This is a genomic window from Planctomycetaceae bacterium, from assembly GCA_041398825.1.
Classification (GTDB): Bacteria; Planctomycetota; Planctomycetia; order Planctomycetales; family Planctomycetaceae; genus F1-80-MAGs062.
In genome coordinates this window covers 235993-253811 of the sequence record JAWKTX010000008.1, presented here as the reverse complement: position 1 = coordinate 253811, position 17819 = coordinate 235993, and the positions used below count along the sequence as shown (strand labels likewise).

Genomic DNA, 17819 nt, shown 5'->3' with positions numbered 1-17819 from the left:
TTTTTCTCCCAAACCGCTCGCGATCGCCCCGGAGGTTCGACACCATGAACCATGGATCCTGAATGTGGTACTGCGGTTTGACGTGTGAGTCGTACAGAGAAAACCAGTCTGTTTCGGCTGAGTCTGTTTTGGCTGTACAAGATCCTGACGATTCCGCAGTACTCGTTCAGGAAGGAGGAGGAAATGACGCACGACAGACCTGAGAACGTACAGCCGGGGCTGGCCGAAGTCGATTTGGGTGAATTGCTGGCGAATCATCGCGATCGTCTGCGCAGAATGATCTGCCTGCGCCTGGACCGGAGACTGAATGGACGCGTCGATGCGTCGGATGTCATTCAGGATGCGTACATCGATGCGACACAGCGATTTACTGAATATCAGGCAAATCCCGAGGTCAGCCCGTTTGTCTGGTTGAGATTTCTGACCACCCAGAAACTGGCGCAATTGCATCGCTTTCATCTTGGAACGCAGGCCCGCGATGCCGGGCGAGAAGTCTCGATTGATACCAGCGGCCGCCTGGAAGCGTCGTCAGCCGCGCTTGCCGCCAAACTGGTCGGGCCGTTTTCTTCGCCCAGCAACGCGGCCAATCGTGCTGAGCTGCGGCAACAGATTCAGGACGCTCTGAATTCGATGGAAGAAAACGATCGAGAGATTCTCGCTCTTCGGCATTTTGAACAACTGGACAACAACGAAGCCGCTCAGGTACTGGGTGTCGAATCTCAGGCGGCTTACAAGCGATATGTGCGGGCGATTCGAAGACTGAAAGACCTGCTCAGCCCGGAGCAGGGACTGCGTTCCTGACGGAATGCCCGTTCTCCTGACGGAATGAGAGGTCCCCTGTTTCGAATGATCTGAATTTAGTTCGCCTCAGGATACAAACGCCCTTCTGCGAAAGTGTTACCCTGCGACGGCATTACCCTGCGACGGCATTATCTACGACGGTATTCGTCCAGGTCAAATTTCTGCATTTGGCATCGGCATCATACTGTACAAAGACGGAGTGTATTCGCAGTATGACCCTTGTCGGTTCGGGCCTCAGCATTTGGGAGAGGCAATGGTTCGGATGGGCAGAAAGCGTTTCTGAACTTCTTCATGGATCACAGAGAATAGAGCGTAGACGCAGATCGAAGAGTGGTGCACGATGTCCTCGGATAATGACGACAAACTCGGCCCGATGATGGACGAATTCCTGAGCCGAAAGCGGAAGGGTGAATATCCATCGCTTTCTGAGTTCGTCCAGCGTCACCCCGAGCTGGAGAACGAGATCCGTGAACTGTTTCCGGCCATTGCCATGATGGAACAGGCTGAGGTGTCCGAACCGCCGCATCGTCATGCGGGGGTGATGACTTCAAACGGAAAGAAACTCAATCGACTGGGCGACTATCGTATTATTCGCGAAATCGGTCGCGGAGGCATGGGAGTTGTCTACGAGGCAATTCAGGAATCTCTGGGCAGGCATGTCGCGATCAAGCTGCTTCCGTGGCAGGTGACTCCAGGCGACACTCAGGCCAGACGATTCCAGCGCGAAGCACGCATCGCAGCTTCCCTGCACCACACAAACATCGTTCCCGTCTACGGCGTTGGTTACGCAGACAGCATCCACTTTCTGGCCATGCAGTTTATCCACGGCCAAAGTCTGAACTCAGTGCTTCAGGAATTGCGGCACATCCAGAGGGCAAAAGATCATTCGCACATCCAGGCGAGGTCGCCCTCTCAGTCAACACCGGCGACCGGCCGGACCGCAGCAGCCCCTGACGGTCGTTCTGCCACGGATGCAGCGACGAGAGAAAGTCATGTCATCGCGAATTCGCTGGTCATGGGACGAGACATTAACGATGGCCAGAATGTTTCCTCAACTTCACGCTCACCAGCCCCCCAGTCCGGCGGATCCGCTGCCTCGTCAGTTTCTGTGCTGCCGTCCGGCTCCGGACGCATCTCAAATGTGCTCCTCTACAGACGCATTGCCGAACTCATGGCCAGCGTGGCCGATGCCCTTGATTTTGCCCACATGCAGGGAGTACTGCATCGGGACATTAAACCGGCGAACCTGATGCTGGATATCGAAGGTGGTATCTGGATTACGGACTTCGGACTCGCGAAGGCCGGCGATACCACCGATTCGCACGACAATCGATTCGACGAAGACTTTGATGCACTGACGCAGTCCGGCGACATCGTCGGTACGCTGCGATATCTGGCGCCCGAGAGATTTCGCGGTAGCAACGACCGGCGAAGTGACGTCTACAGCCTTGGCCTGACACTGTATGAGTTTCTCACCCTCGAGCCTGCTTTTGCCAACGCAGATCGAGCCACGCTCATTCATGCGATCACTACGACTTCGTGTCCTGCACCGCGAACGATTGCCGCGGATATTCCACAGGATCTCGAAACCATCGTCGTGAAAGCGACCCAGGCCGACCCCGGTCTGCGATATCAGTCCGCTCGGGATATGGCCCTGGATTTGCGACGTTTTCTTGATGCGAAGCCAATCGTAGCCCGCCGTTCGTCGTCCCTGAAACGCATACAGCTCTGGTGCCGTCGAAACCCAACTGTTGCGGCACTCAGCTGTCTGGCGTTTTCACTGCTTCTGATGATTGCCATTGTTTCGACCTACTCCGTCATCGAACTCAGCCATCGCCAGTCGAAACTAACGGAATCGCTCGGGAGAGCCATTGATGCCGAAGCACGCGAGCGATCTGCCAACAGAATGGCAACCCTGAATCTATTTGATGCCTACGCGGCACGTGCCGGCTCCGGTCGGGAAAGTCATCGACCAGGCCGTCGCTTTGACGGACTGGAAGCGATCTCCAATGCCTCGGCGCTGCGAGATCAGATTGCTGTTGACGATGATGACGTCATGAAACTCCGGAACGAGGCCATCGCGTGCATGGGCCTTGCCGACATCGCTCTGGAGGTTGATCGAAAAGATGAAGGCACCTACTGCCCCTTCAACCGATGGGGATTTGATTCGCGGATCGAGCATTATGCCAGGATCTCCAGTTCAACGGGGATTGAGATCCGGACAGTGGCAGACGGAGAGACCGTTGCGCATTTCTCGAACGGATGGTCCCACACGTATCCGCCGTTCACCTGTTTTAGCCCGGATGATCGGTATGTCGCGATTCTGGGACGGCACTCGTACCAGGGCTGTGCAATAGAAATCTGGGATACGCGTGATGGCTCAGTGATTCTGCCAGCGGTTTCTGTCGATGCGGAATGGTATTCGCGATCGATCGCTTTCAGTGGTGACAGTAAGCTGGCCGCTTTTCCGGGCAGAAATCAGATCCTGATTTTCAATCTGGAGATGAGAAGGGTTGTCGGAATCCGGCCAGTCGATGTCTCACCCGCCTTCATCCGGTTTTCAGCCGCCGACAGTCGTGTCGTCATCGGCCTTAACAACAAGGTCGGTGTTTTCGACCTTCAGACGACTGATCCCATGGAGATTCTGGAACACACGCAGTATGTCGCAGACGCAGCTTTCAGTCATAGTGGCCGGTATCTTGCGACAGCCTGCTACGACCATCAGGTCTATGTCTGGAATCTTGAGCAACGTGCTGGCCCCGTCACAACATGTTCCGGACACACCAGCAAGGCTCTGCGTGTTGAGTTCAGTCCGGACGATCAACTGCTGATGTCAAACGCATGGGATGATACCAGCCGATTCTGGAATCCGTGGTCGGGTCAGCAGGTCATCCGTGTTGAACGGTATGCCTCACGATTCAGTTCGGACGGGCTGCGAATCGCATTGCAGGATACGGGTGTGTCAGTAGGGCGTTGGCGCGTCGCAGATTCGATCGCGTGTCGAGTTCTGGGATGGAAGAGCGGTGACTTTGGAATCTATGACGCTGCGTTTAACCAATCATCAACATTGCTCGCGCATACGGCGGCAGATCAGGTCGTGATCCGCGACTGGCCTTCGGGTGAAGTCCGGTACGTCCTGCCTTTCGAAAGCAAAACCGTGCAGTGTCAATTCGCTCAGGACGATCGCTTTCTGTACTGTTCCGGGCACTCACATTTTGCTCGGTGGAACTGCCGACACTTTGCGGACGGAAACAGCATGGATGCGTCTGCGTCACGTCAGTCGGTATCATCGTCAACCACAGTAACATTTGATCTGACGCGGGACAGCAGAAGTGGCCTGATTCACACTTCGAATCGGGGAGTTCAGCAATTAACACTGACCGACGCGGACATGCAACTGGGAGCAGAAGTTCCTTCCCATCCGGATGAATGGATTATCGAAACCTCCGATGATGGCTCACTGTACGCGCTCGCTGGAAAACATCTGGACACCGTCCGCGTCCTTCAGAATTCAGACCATACGGTCGTCTTCGAATACCAATTGCCGGGAGCTGTGAGCGCCGACGCCCTGTTCAGCCCGAACGGAAGGTGGCTGTTGCTGTCGACGCGCCGAAAAGCCATGATCTTTGATACCAGCAACTGGCAACTCAATTGTGAAATACCACTGTCTAACTCCGGGTTCGGACGCGGAGCCTTCACTCAGGATGAATCGATGCTTGCGCTTCAGGACGGAGAAGGGGTGCGACTGGTGCAAACCAGCCCGTTCAGGACTCTTGCGTGGCTCCAGAATCCATACGGCGAATCGTTTTCCGCAGCCGGCCCCGAAGCCACCTTCGCCCTCGCGTTCAGCCCCGATCAGAACTACCTCGCCTGCGGGACCGGCGGGAAGACGGAATCGATGTACGTGTGGAATCTGCAGTATGTGCGACAACAACTCGCAGACATGGATCTGGACTGGTCCCTCACCGACCGGCCCCAGAACAGCCGCCCATGACATCGCCCTCAGATGACTTGTTCTGATGGCATTCGGAATCGGCATTCACCGGGCGAATGAGTTTCCCCCGGAGCTCCCGTCCTTCTCGCAATTCCAGGTTGTCGTCGTTCTATTGCCAGCGGCAGGGACTTCGACCTGTTGATTGCCGTCCTGATCGTAAACATACGTTGTTCTGTCCGTCGAAGCCTCCCCATACACGAGCTGGTTCGCAACGCCGTACGCATATGTTGTTTGAACCGTGTCGATATTCTTCAGTGTCCTGTTGCCAGCTGGGTCGTAGGTGTAAGTCTGTCGGTACCAGTTCGTTCCTGTGCGGTATTCACCAATCAACTGAATCGAATTCAGAAATGCAGTGCAAGCCAGGTGAGGTGCTGCGTGCAGGCGGTTCTAAATCTCAACATCGCGAACGCGCGCCACTTGAATCCATAAGTCAGGTCGCAGAAGTCGAATCTCGTTCAATACATCTGCATCAATTGCTGTCTCAGGGATCGAGAGAACTTTCAACTTCTTGTTGTCTCTTAGCTGCAGTAAATCATTCTTCGTCAGCTCCTTTGTAGAATCATCACTTACTAGCGGAGAACGCAGTATCAGCATTTCGATCGAATTTTCTGAATTGAACAATTCGCCGAAATCTCCGTCGGCTAACCCGTCAATGTTGATATCCAGAACACGCAGCTCCACCATCGAGCGTAACGTCTCACAAAGAGCCTCATCAGCGTCGACGCCATCAATGCGAAGCACCTCCAGCGAATCTCGACAAGCCATGCGGCTCAGCCAGGAAGCTGGAACAATACTTCCTTTAAGAGTTAACCATCTCAGATCCTGCAAACGCTGGACTGCTGTCAAGACAGTCTTTGGAACTGACTGTCCGGACAAGTCACAGGAACGCAATGATGATGCATGCGACAAAACATCAACCAAATCTACTGGTGCCGGGCCTCCATCCGAATAGTACTTCAATTTAGTCAGACCACTTCGGACACCAAGCCTCAGTGTCCCAACGACACAGCTTGTTTCAATCACCAACTCTTTTAGGTCAGGAAAGTCGTCTGATATATCCAAAGAGTCAATAGCCATTCCACTGAGCTCGAGATAGCTCAAGTCGTTACAGATTGAGAACTGATCGAAGTCTTCCTGTTTCAACAGACTTTGTGGTTCTCGCTGTCCGTACGGTCGGCCCGAAATGATTTTGACGCATCTAATTTCATGTGGGCAAAAACGGTTCTGAATATCTAACTGCGGCACTGCATCGTAATCGTCACCCAATTGGATCCGAATTCCACTCCAATTGGAAAACGCAATTTTGTTCCCATTAGCTTCATACAGCACTTGAATTCCGTCTGCAGCCAATTCCTTGTCCGCTTCGCTTCGAAAACTGGCTATTTGGCTTAACTTGCTATAGGCGCGAAGTCTGACCCAAACACGAACAGCAGTCCATGAACCATAAGTGAGTGCAAAGAACAGGAAGGCTGTCAGTAACAACTTCTTTTTGAAGGTCATGTCCGATTACTTCTTGCACGTGTATAGGTTCTTTGGGTTGAATGACATCTCAACCCCAAAACCGTGCGGCAAGGGGTCTGCCGGACTGAGTTAAAAACTCGGGCGGTATTATATTGCCACGCAGGAAGTACACTTTTCCCGTTTGAGTAGAGGCCGTCTCCTCGACGCAGGTGTCAGCCCCGCCATTAAAGCCAAAATAGTCCATTCCGCCCCCGACAACAGCACTCTTCTCGTCAAACACCCGATTCTTCGATGGGCTGCGACGTAGTCGTCCAGCTGTCGCGATATCGCCGGACTTCGTCACGTACCAGATCTCCCAATATGTGTGCAGCTCGACGGCACCAGAGTTGCCGGTGATCTTTCCGGACCTGCAGGGTTGGCTCTTTATTGAAACAGCCGAATCACATTGACCGATATCAAACCAAAACGACACCTCCTGGAGGATCCAGCCCTGTCGTTCCGATTCAGGAATAAACCTGACCGGCCAGTGGTACATTCCGCACGGGCCGGTTTCCAGTGTTAGTGACTCCCATGTCAATAGACCCGAAGAATCAAGATGGCTTACCGGACGATTCGTTCCGTAAGCAAACGCCACGTTCGTTTCGTCGAATTGCGGATCAATACTGATCCACCTTGCCACAGTCGGCTGATACATCCTTGCTCTGACGTAAACCTGCGTTGTTGATTCGTCAGCGTAGTAGCCGTACTTTCCGACCCATTTGAATGGCATGGTGGTTGTGCCGGTTTCTGCGACGGTGTTTCCCCAGGCGTCGTAGAGGTAGGTGTCAGTGATAGCACCAGATTCATCCGTGAGGAATCGGGTGCTGCCGAGGGCGTCGGCGTGGAGGGTGCTGGTGGTACCGTCTCGGTGCTGGCTGATGACTCCGCCGTATTGCTGCGGTTCGTTCGTGTAGCTGGCTTTGACTGCTCCTGTGCCGTCCAATTCATGGGACACACAGTCAAATACTGGATCCCAGACGAAGATTGTGGTTCCCATTATTGTGTCCTGATCAGAACCGAGAGTCTCTGTGCGTGAGTGCCAGAATAGGTGATTCAGATTTCGAGCGATGTTTCAACGCCATGCTATAATTCAGAATGTCCCCTTATCGCTCTCTCCAGAATGTCCCCTTATCGCTCTCTCCACCTCTATCGGAAGTCGATTCCTGGTGATTTGCCGTCGTACTCTGGCACAAGTGCGACCTCGCCGTCGAAGCTGTGGGTCTCACTGTGTCTGTGCGAATTGTTGTGCGTCGATCGTTGAGACCATCAGGTCGTCGGCTGGTTTGTCTTTGGCGTTTTGCGAGCAACCTTGATCCACGAAACCAGCAACGTGAGGTAGCACCACGCGCCAAATACATTGCCAATCGTGCCACAGAGGACATCATTCGTTGTGCTATGTGGAAGGGTGAACTCATACAGGAACCATGTGATGGAACCACCTGCGGCTGCGTATGGCAGTGGCCAAAGTGCCTGGTTACTTGCCGCGCACCATACATCCTCGGGGGCACGTTGTACGAAGATTCGGCGGATCAATCGACAGGTCGATTGGTACAACGGAAATGCGAGCCACCATCCGGCTGCGATTGATACGGCAAACAGGACTCCCTGGCTCAGGATGTCGAGGCAGCGGCGGGTTATTGCGCCGTACAGGAATGGCTCGGCTTTTGCCTCCTCAAGGCGTTCGTTAATGGCCACAATGCTGCGCCAAACCCAGAATGCGTACATGATCGCAGGAAGGCTGATTCCAAGGATCGTTGCCAGTCGCAAGCGATAGACCGCAATTGCTTTTGAGTGAGCGGAATCTGCAACTCCCCCGGATGTCTGCTGCGGGCTTTCATACGGGTTCATATCCATATGAATCCTGTTTCATTGTGCAGGTTGTTGGCGTACGGGGGTGATGTGTGTTCGTAGCGCCTGAGATTGCTACGGGTCGGTAATAGCGCATAGGTGCGACGAAGGCTCTGGTCTCTCTAAGGAGAGTGATGCGGCCAGGCTGGCGACCAGGCTTGGTCTCATCGACCGCTGCTTTGGAGGAATGTCTGGCCGAGGTTTTGGGCGCAATGCAACCGGGGCCAGCCACCCGGCTCGTTCACCGTGCTCCATGCGGTTGTCGCGAGCGTCCGCTGTCGAAACCTCATCGGCCGTCTTCGCGTCTGCGATACGGTCCTGAGCGCTGGTGAAGTTGCTTGCCTCCGGTGTCTTCGCCAGTTTGGCTCGCACGGGATTCAGGTCGACGTACTGCATGCACGCCAGGATCGCCGCGTCGTCGGCCAGCACCTGAGCCTTGAAGCGACCCTCCCAGAATCGGCCCGTACATTCATCCTGCTTGTTGCTTTCGCGAGCCACCTTTTCACACAGGAACCGCATAAACCATGAGATACTGCTCAACCGAATTCGCACGTCCTTTAGCTTTTGCCTGTCGTTCTTAATCGCATTGATTTCGAATTCGGTCGGCTCGGCCGCGGAGCCATCCTTTTGCTTGCGAGCCGGACACAACGCCCACCACTTCTGCGCCAACTCTTTGTCCGACCACGTGACCACAACATCGTGCCGGCTGCGCAAGACGCAGTGAAGATGATTGCTCATCACGCTGTAGCCGAGCACTTCGATGCCCATGATTCCGGCCAGGAACTCCAGCCGCTGCCGAATCATCTCGCGACGATGTTCGTAATCGACCCCGGTGAGCGGATCTTTTCCACAAAGAAAGGCCCGCCGAACGCACCGATTCACGAAATGAACAACCTGAATCTCACCCTCCGCCAGAACGTCCCGCCGATTCGCTCGTGGCATCCTGACTCTCCCTTTCACATCGACAACCCTGACAAACGCCCGTTGACAACAGCAACAGAACTCTAAACATTCCGCCTCACCAGGACAACATCAGGTGGATGGCCCCGTTGTTCATCCTTCCGTTGTTCATCCTCGTTTCGCCATTCGGGCCGCTGATGTGAATCGATCCCAATGCATCGGCCAATAAGCCGGCCCCGTCATAGATGTAGGTCTCGCTGCGATCCACGATGCCGTCTCCCGTTTCGTCAACGCTCTTGCCAATGCGTCGCCCCAGAGCATCGTAACGATATGTCACCGACTTTGTCACGGTGTTGTTCGCGTCTTTGTACGTCAACGCCGTTAACTGATTCACATGGCTCCACGAGTATTCCACCACCTCGCCGGTGGAGATCTCCGTCTTCGATATCCGATTGCCTTCCGCATCGTAAGCGTACGTGAATGTTCCGTCGGACAGAATGCGGTTGTGATCATCGGTGGAATAAGTCACCGTCGACCCGCTCGTCAGACGGTTGCCGTTGCTGTCATACCAGAACGATTCGTCCGTCAGACCTGTATGATCGGCTCCCGTCAACTGACTGGTCACTGGTGCGACACCGACTACGCAATTGTCCCGAATTGGACCCGGTAATCGTTAAGTCGAAGAATCCCACTCTCTCAACAATTCAGAGTGTCCCCTTATCGCGACTCCTTCTGCAGAGGTCCAAATACTCATTGAAGTCCTTTTGATGCCGACGACCTTCCGCTCGCGTTACATCATTACAGTTACATATGCGATTAAAGATGGCAGTGAGCAAGGCGGGGTCCACCTTGCCCTCTTCAAGCTGATGCTGAAGATCTAATTTCAGTTCAATTAGGCCGTCTAAAGATAGATCGTCCTCATTATAGATAACGTTCGAAAAGACAGCATCGAGCCTGCCAACGGCGTTTGACCAGGCATTCGGTGGACAACCGTGTGGCACTCTGCTGCGCAGGCTTTCGATACTCGCTTCCACAGCACGCTGTTCGATGTGCCACCGATTGTGGTCAAGTAGCAGAGAAGCATATAGAATGAACAGCAACATGCAGCATATTGCAATAGCCACCGTTAAGACACGTCTTCGCTTCATTTAGAACCACATCCACACAACCAGTTAGCAAGCACAGTCTACAGACACCAGTAGTACATCCAGGCTTACTAAACTGAGCTTCGTATGTCATTCCGTTTGGAAAAGATCTAGCGCATTTTCGTACGTCAGATATGCTCCCTTTCCATCTGTGTATATGGCACTTGTATCAACCAGCCCGTCGACAACCAAGTCGCGTCTGGTTTGGCGGAGAAATGTCTCTAGGCTAAATTTGACTTCGTTCGACAAAGAGTTCAGCAGCTCGGTTGACTGCTTCCTGAAGTCGGTCTCTTGCCGAAGCGCTTAACCTCGCGATACCAAGTTTCCTTGCCAGTCCAACGGCGGAATTAGATTCCTTCAGAATATCATTATGACTGATCGCAAAGTCACAAAGTTCTGCCAATGAGATTTGGTCTACCGAGCGCCGACTTTCTTCCGTGTCGGGATGTCTATAGTCGGTTGTTTCAATCGGAGTGCCAGGATACCACAAGAATCGACCAGACGATTCGTCGGTGGATGCAACCTGTGGAATCAGAAACAAGACACGATCACGCACTCTGCTGGTCGTTCGGCTAATGTTGTGCAGTCGGGCAATTCGCTGACAGAGGATGTCTTCCCGGATAGGAGATTCCTTTTCCAGAGCCGCCAGCGTCAGGGCTTTCAGAGTTTCGGTGTAGTCTTTGTCGAAGAACGCTTCTGGTTGGATTGTAAAGCCGTCGCCGTCGAACGGGCGATAGCGAACCAGGCGGTCCGTATCATGTTGAATCTCACTTACTGGTTCTTCTTCGGGAACCTCTTCAGTCGAGCTGACTTCGTCGTCAGTCCACTCTGACTCTGTTTGCTCGGCAGCTTCCTGCTCATCTCGCAGTCGGTCGTTCTCGCGTTTACGCCCCAGGAGGTCCGTAAGCGCTATGTGCAATCGTTCGGCGGCTGCGTCGCTGTCCGCCCACCAGTCGGTGGACCAGATTCGCACGATCTCCCAGCCGAGGTGTCGTAGAACCTGCTCTCGAATCTTATCGCGATCTTGAGCGGTTGCCGATCGATGATAGGTCGCGCCGTCGCATTCAATCCCGGCCAGGTACGTACCTGGTTTGTCAGGATGGACAACTCCAAGATCGATTCGGAACGCTGAAACGCCGATCTGCGAAACAACTTGCCAACCTCGAGATTGCAATTGTTCCGAAACAGCTTCTTCGAACGGTGAATCAAATCCTCCCATAGAACCTTTGGCTTGACCATGCAGCGCCACGGGACCGCGTTCGGCATAGTCCAGAAATTCCTTGAGATGGCGAACACCAATGTGCTTGGCTCCGTCGGCATTTAGCTGGTCTGCTCGAAACGACGAATAGACAACCAACTCCTTACGGGCGCGAGTGACGGCCACATTCAGTCGCCGTTCGCCGCCCGCTCGATTGAGTGCTCCAAAGTTGAGCGAAATCTTTCCTGTTGCGTCTGGACCAAACGCAATGGAAAAGAGCATCACATCCCGCTCGTCGCCCTGAACATTCTCCAGGTTTTTCACGACAGTCGGTTCGATGCGCGAATCGTCAAAGAACCACTCAATCTCCGGCGCGTTGCGGCGCGCCTGATCGAACAGATCCATAACCAGCGATTGCTGCTGGCTATTGAATGTAATGACACCCAGCGTAGGCCGCTCCTCCGCAGTCAATTTCATCCAGCGTTTCATACGCCCGACCGCGTCGGACACAATCGCGCGAGCTTCTTCTCGATTCGTGCGACTTCTCCCTCGATCAAAAGAACCCTTGGGCTGGTACTTCAGCGAAACACCTAAATCTGCAGTGACCGCAGACGGAAAAGTGATCAGTTCGTTTCCGTAGTAGTGATAATTCGAAAACGCGATGAGTGATTCGTGACTACTACGATAGTGCCAGTTGAGTTGCATCGTGGGGATTCCAGACGCCTTCACCTCGTCAAGAATGCTCTCCAGATCCTTCTCGTGATCTTCCATTTCATCGTTGCTCGCGTCATCTTCAGTACGCCCGAAGAAGTTGGTCGGCGGCAACTGTTTTGGGTCGCCCACGATGATTGTCTGTCGTCCTCGCGCGATAGCGCCGATGGCATCCCACGTAGTGATCTGAGATGCCTCGTCAAAAATGACAACATCAAAGATCGCCTGATCGGGCGGCAGGTACTGGGCGATCGAAAGGGAGACATCAGAAGACAGGGCGAGCTTTCCGAAGCTTGTCGGCATACTCCGGATAAGCTCTCGGATGGTTTTGCTTGGCCGCTGAAGTTGAGCCTGATGCCGCAGGATCCCCAATTCGGATTGTCGCGGGACCGTGTTCGGATCGGGCAGTTGATGTTTCAGTTCTCGTCGAACCGTGAGAGACGCTTCAACTCTCGCTTCATCGTCCAGGTCTCGGAACTCACGGATCGCATCCTCATGCTTGTAGCGTTGAAATCTTCGCAATGCGTCACTGCTGTCGATCGCGGTAGGAAGCCACCAGCGGACGTATGCCAGTTGAAAAACCGCAGGAGCTTCTTCAGGAGTCAATGTTCCAGATTCCATTGCTGCCACAAAGGACGAGAGCCCAAGTCGAGTGACGCGTTCCGTGATCTCGTGCCATTCAATCCACTTTCGCAATGAGCTTTTGCCGGCGTCCAGAGTTGCCAGTTGGTTCTCTACATCTTCGATGATCGACTGAGATCCTTTCGTGATCGGTGAGCCGCCTGCAACATTACGGAATTTTCGAACGGACTCGGCAAAGGCGTTTATCGCTGCAAGAAATTGTTTCGCAGCCAAGGTGACAGGATGTGACGACGAGTCTCTTCCAAGCACGGGATGTAGTTTCTGAGAGATCACATTCAGTTGGCCCGTGTGTTTGCCCAGTTCGATGACGGCTTGCTTGAGCTCTTTGCCTTTGGCAAGGTGACTACGCATCTTTGCCGGGTCGGAATCACGACCTTTCCAATGAACCGGTTGATTCGCTAGAGGACTTGCGTCAATTCGCTGTATTTCCTGTTGTAGATTGCGAATGGCGGCAAGATCTGTCGCAGGTTCTGCCATCCCCGACGACGCATAGGTTTGCAGCAACTTTTGCACGCGTCGTTTGGCCAGCAACGACAGAGGCCAGAATTTTGTATTGGCCGCTCGCCATTCTTTCTCAATCTCATCGATCGGAATCTCCATAAGAACAGTTTCAGAGTACTCCGCCTTCAACAGAGCGGTCTCTTTCTGAAGCACACGAATCGAAGATTCCAGAGAATCCACATGCATCGAAAGCTGGGCGAAATGTTTGTGAAAGATGATTCCGAAGTTCTCGGTTGCTGTCGCGATCAGTTCTTTGGCGACCTTGCTATAAACCTGAAGCTTATCGCTGGATGAATCAGACACATCGGCAACACCAATTCCGTATGCAAATGCGTGTAACGTATGCCTCAGATGAGCTACCGCTTTCCTCAGTATGGCAGCTTCCTGAAACAACTCTTTTTCCCGGACGGCAGACCATTCTCGAATGGTCAGAAACGGAGGCTTCTGTATGGCTCCGACTTCTTTTCGAGTCAGACTCAGTTCTTCGATCGAACGAACCAGCTCCTGATATTTTGATTTGTCGTGTTTGATCGTAGGCGGCCAATCGATTTGAGGAACAACTGTCGAAGAACCGCCCTTGACTGAAACGCCCATTGCACGAAAGACCGACCAACCGTTCGAGTGCTCTTCGTGAAGAGCATCGACGTACACGTTCAGCTGATCCCTTCGAATTCTCATTCGATCACTGATTTCCAGCCACCTGTCCGCGTTCGAGTACTCGTTGGCCTTCCATGCATCCGTGAGCTGCGTCAGGAAGCTCTTCCGCTCCGCCTTGTTCGAATGAAGCTCCAGACAGTAGTCGCCAAGTCCGTGATTCTTTAGACGCCTGTAGACTACATCCAATGCAGCAGTTTTCTCTGCAACAAACAACACAGTCTTTCGGCTGGCCAGACAATTCGCAATCAAGTTTGCAATGGTCTGACTTTTTCCTGTCCCCGGAGGCCCAATCAACACGAAGTCGTGCCCCGCATCCGCAGCAGCAATCGCCGCCAACTGCGATGAATCCGCTGGAAGAGGATGAACCAACTGACCGGGTGGGTACTTCCTGTCGATATCCCGATTGCGTGGAAACGGTGTCGACACTGCGGGTTGAAATTCCTTGTCGGGGTTTTGCACGAGATGGCGGACAACACGATTTTGCGTCAACTGCTCAAGTCGATCTGTTAGGTCCTTCCACATCAAGTACTTGGCAAAAGTAAATGTTGACAGTGCCGTTTCGTCAACGACTTCGAAGCCGGGTACCTGACGGACTGCTCGCCGTACCATTTCAAACACCTGACTAACATCGACACCGTTTTGATCTGTGGGAAGATTCGATTCGAGAGCCGTGAGATCACAGCCAAAATCCTTCTTCAGCATCTGAATCAGTGTCGCATTGAAGCAAACATCGTCTTCATGACTGGCAAGACAAAACGGAGAGGCTGCTGTCGCTCGAACCAACTTCACCGGCACAAGCAGAAGAGGGGCCTGATATGAAACCGCGTTATCCGCTGCCCGTCGCCACGAGAGAAACCCAGCGGCCAGAAACAGAGTATTGGAACCACCCTCAGCGAGGTCATTTTTCGTCTTGCGATACAGCTCAATCAGTCGACCGTCCAATTCCTTCTTCGACAGCGGTGAAGCCAGTTCGTTTCGAGCCAACGCCAAGCGTGCGAACTCTGTGTTCAGGTCTTTGCGATTCGCACGTTGATGGAGCGCCTCGTCTCGTTCACCGACTGGATTCTCCTCAGGCAGCGATATCAGACGAACTTTCTTTCCCGAAGCCAATGCATCTTCAAGCTGCGGCACGTCCGGACAAACGAACGGCACGACCTGTTTCGAGTCCTTAAAGCTAAGGAGCCGGTTGCGTAGGGACAGATCCAGCAACTTGCTCTGCCAGCGTTCGATGCGGCCTCGAGGAGTCGTCGGAAGTTCTTCCGGCTGGTCGATTCTTCGATGATCGGGGAGGTCCGGTACTTTCGGAAGCGGCACTGTTCCAGAATCATGATTGTCAGCAACCGTGGGCTGATTCTCATTTGACTCGTGCGAAGCGAGCGGTCGGATCTGAGCCAACCGCGCTCTTGCAATATCGACGGCCGCAACAAATCGGGCGTCATTCTCTCGATTCAATGATTTGACCGCCGTGGCCTGAGCATCCTGAAAACGAGCAGGAGGGGATTGTGTAATCAGAGTCGTCTCGAAGACGATCAGCTCTTTCGCTGTAATTGCCTTTCTGACTTCGCTGACATCCGTTTCAATAAGATGTTTCAACGTAGTATCGGCAAGCCACACGCCTGCGAAGCAATGCCCTTGTTGGAAGACAATCACTGAGTTCAGGCCGATCCCTTCAATCAGAGACGCAAACAGCAAAGTCGAATCAAGACAGGTTGCGAGGCCGTTTTGTAACACGACAGATGGCCGACGAGTCTTCTGTCCAGATTTCTCAAAACTGCTCGGTGGATTCGAGTAAGTTAGCTTCTCTGCAGCGACGGCTGACCATGCCGCAGCAGCCAGCATGTATGCTCGACGCAGGTCGCGAGACTGATACCCATCCAGCGCCGTCGAGTGTCCATGTTGGCCAAGCGTATCACCAGCTTTCTTCATCAATCGAGCAACGGCCGGATCATTTGGCATGACAAACGCCGCCAGTAATTCCGGGCCAGAGGCAAAGCCTCCCCATTCATCGCGGGCCAGGACTCGTATATCGAAACTGACTCGGGCCAGTTCCTCATCCGCGGCGACCAAACACAAATCGACTCGGCCGAGTTCTGCTTCATTCAACCCGCTCAAGTACTGAGGCTCGAGATCGATCTTACGGTCGAAGATCTCAAGTTCTTCTTCAGGTTCGATTCGATCAATGTGCCACACACGGCTCCGCGCAACTGAGGGCATTACTTCACAGGATAGCTTTAGATCACGTGCCGTAAACGAGCCATTGTTGCGTACGCTCAACGACTTCAAAACAGGCACAGAGTTCTGATAACCAGCGAAATTGATGCTACCCACCAACTCAGCATGAATCGAGAAAGTCGGGTCTGTGGTGTCTGCTGTCACTTCCAAGGTTTAAACTCCGAGAACTGTTGAGCCCGCGTTTTCCCAATCTCTGCGTCGTGAAATTCGGCTAGTATTCGCCATATGGATGTACTTCTGTACTGCCAAGTAGGCATCAAGGTATGCAGAGGCGAATGCACTGCATTGCCAAACACCTGACAAAATGTTCAGCAGTGGCTCTGTTAATGTGGGGACTTATCAGTCACGCACCCAGAGTACCGTACGGGCAATAGTTTACAAGCCCGCAGACTCAGTTACCGCGGATACAATGAAGGTCCGCAGGCTCTCAACGTTCGAACAGCATTCGTTTGCGGCAGAAACATGTAGCGATTCACCCTACGAATCGCTTGGCCGAGGAATAACGCGTAACTAGCGATTCACTATGGGTTGGAAATTCTAAATATTCATTGAAGCTTTCACTTCTTGGTGGAGCGTCCTTCAATTCGCGGAGAATTGGGGGCATCCCGGAGCAACAGCTGGAGTTTCTGGCCGGAATCTTTGACGTGGACGTCCTTTGTCTTTCGATGATGTCCAATCATCTGCATCTCATCCTGAGAAGTCGGTCGGATGTTGCGAAAGATTGGTCGGACGAAGAGGTGGCTCGTCGGTAGTGGACGCCGTTACCTCAGCGTTGCAGCCAGGCTGGTTCTTTGGCGGAGGCCTCTGTAACAAAATCTCAATTCTCTCACCTGATGGCCGATGGAAAAATGCTGCTCGAACCTCGGGCTCGGCTGTCGAGCATTTCGTGGTTAGTGCGTTTCAAGGCCACCGTGCTTCCCAACGAAGCGGCGATCGCAGCGTGCATGGCGTATGTGGGTCTGAATCCCGTTCGAGCGGGACTCGCGGCGACTCCCTAGAAGAGCGACTTCACGAGTGCTCCTGGACGCATTGCCGATCTGAAAACAGCCGACGACGTTTTCACGGTAGATGCAGAGGGTGTGCGGATCGAACACCGCCAATAGGCTGGATGGCTTACTCCGGTAGAACTTGAGCTGAAGAGAAAGTAGGTTCGCGAGAAATGTCCGATTCGCCGAGCATCCAGCAAAGGCGGTGTCTCATCATGTCGTTGCCGCAGCATCTGGAGCTTCTCGACAGACGGGCCGCCAGTTGAAGCTCGGCAAATGGGGCGCTGCTCGAGAGAGCACTCTACCGATTCTGGGCAGACTGAATTTGTCGGCTGAACTTTGGCTGGACGCCGTCGACCAATTCACCAAATGCCGCGACGCCAATCGCATCACCCCACCTCAGGATTCAATGCTACTGCAAGCCAGCCCGGAAGCCAGAGGTGGTTCAATAGATGGTCCACCCAACAATTTGAAGACAAGTCGGTCGCCCGCTGCACTGAACAGGAAGTTCCACGGCGTGCCCCCTCAATGATGGCGGCTAGAATCCAAGCGACTAAAGCTTGGCCTGGGTACGCAGCGATACCGATGAGAACGGGTGGTATCGCAATCGTTCGTGAAAAACCGCGAGGTTCTGACCGAGCACGTCTGGTCCGTCTGCCGTCCACGGTCGCGTACCAGCTGTAATCAAATCACAACACCAAACA

General features: G+C 53.5%; 11 protein-coding genes. 4 read left to right on the top strand and 7 right to left on the bottom strand.

The window, feature by feature from the left end; translation table 11 throughout:
* Positions 1-183: 183 nt before the first annotated feature.
* Entirely contained in the window at positions 184-801 is a 618-nt protein-coding gene (locus R3C20_15940; protein ID MEZ6041994.1) for a sigma-70 family RNA polymerase sigma factor, read from the top strand.
* A gap of 340 nt (positions 802-1141) precedes the next feature.
* A complete protein-coding gene (locus R3C20_15935) occupies positions 1142-4795 on the top strand; it encodes a WD40 repeat domain-containing serine/threonine-protein kinase (protein ID MEZ6041993.1) in 3654 nt (1217 codons plus the stop codon).
* A gap of 45 nt (positions 4796-4840) precedes the next feature.
* Here the strand turns inward: R3C20_15935 and R3C20_15930 are convergent, their stop codons facing one another.
* The 7 genes from R3C20_15930 to R3C20_15900 all read right to left on the bottom strand — a co-directional run bounded on the left by R3C20_15930 (position 4841) and on the right by R3C20_15900 (position 16111).
* The gene (locus tag R3C20_15930; protein MEZ6041992.1) at positions 4841-5125 is read right to left on the bottom strand and encodes a hypothetical protein; all 285 of its coding nucleotides are present in this window, start codon (positions 5123-5125) and stop codon (positions 4841-4843) included.
* A 57-nt stretch (positions 5126-5182) separates the two neighbouring features.
* Complete coding sequence (locus R3C20_15925) at positions 5183-6295, bottom strand: hypothetical protein (GenBank protein MEZ6041991.1); 1113 nt, start codon at positions 6293-6295, stop codon at positions 5183-5185.
* 49 nt (positions 6296-6344) lie between these two features.
* Positions 6345-7292 (bottom strand): RHS repeat-associated core domain-containing protein, encoded by a 948-nt coding sequence (locus tag R3C20_15920; protein ID MEZ6041990.1) that lies wholly within the window; start codon positions 7290-7292, stop codon positions 6345-6347.
* Positions 7293-7561: 269 nt separating this feature from the next.
* The gene (locus tag R3C20_15915) at positions 7562-8143 is read right to left on the bottom strand and encodes a hypothetical protein (GenBank protein ID MEZ6041989.1); all 582 of its coding nucleotides are present in this window, start codon (positions 8141-8143) and stop codon (positions 7562-7564) included.
* A gap of 75 nt (positions 8144-8218) precedes the next feature.
* Entirely contained in the window at positions 8219-9085 is an 867-nt protein-coding gene (locus R3C20_15910; protein ID MEZ6041988.1) for a transposase, read from the bottom strand.
* Between the two features lie 76 nt (positions 9086-9161).
* Positions 9162-9668, bottom strand: a complete 507-nt coding sequence (locus R3C20_15905) for a hypothetical protein (GenBank protein ID MEZ6041987.1) — start codon at positions 9666-9668, stop codon at positions 9162-9164.
* A 746-nt stretch (positions 9669-10414) separates the two neighbouring features.
* Positions 10415-16111 carry a DUF3320 domain-containing protein gene (locus R3C20_15900; protein MEZ6041986.1) on the bottom strand — a complete coding sequence of 1899 codons (5697 nt, stop codon included), beginning with the start codon at positions 16109-16111 and terminating at the stop codon, positions 10415-10417.
* A 566-nt stretch (positions 16112-16677) separates the two neighbouring features.
* Here R3C20_15900 and R3C20_15895 point away from each other — a divergent pair.
* Both R3C20_15895 and R3C20_15890 read left to right on the top strand, forming a co-directional pair.
* Positions 16678-16881, top strand: a complete 204-nt coding sequence (locus R3C20_15895; GenBank protein ID MEZ6041985.1) for a hypothetical protein — start codon at positions 16678-16680, stop codon at positions 16879-16881.
* An 81-nt stretch (positions 16882-16962) separates the two neighbouring features.
* Entirely contained in the window at positions 16963-17127 is a 165-nt protein-coding gene (locus tag R3C20_15890) for a hypothetical protein (protein MEZ6041984.1), read from the top strand.
* Positions 17128-17819: the final 692 nt, after the last annotated feature.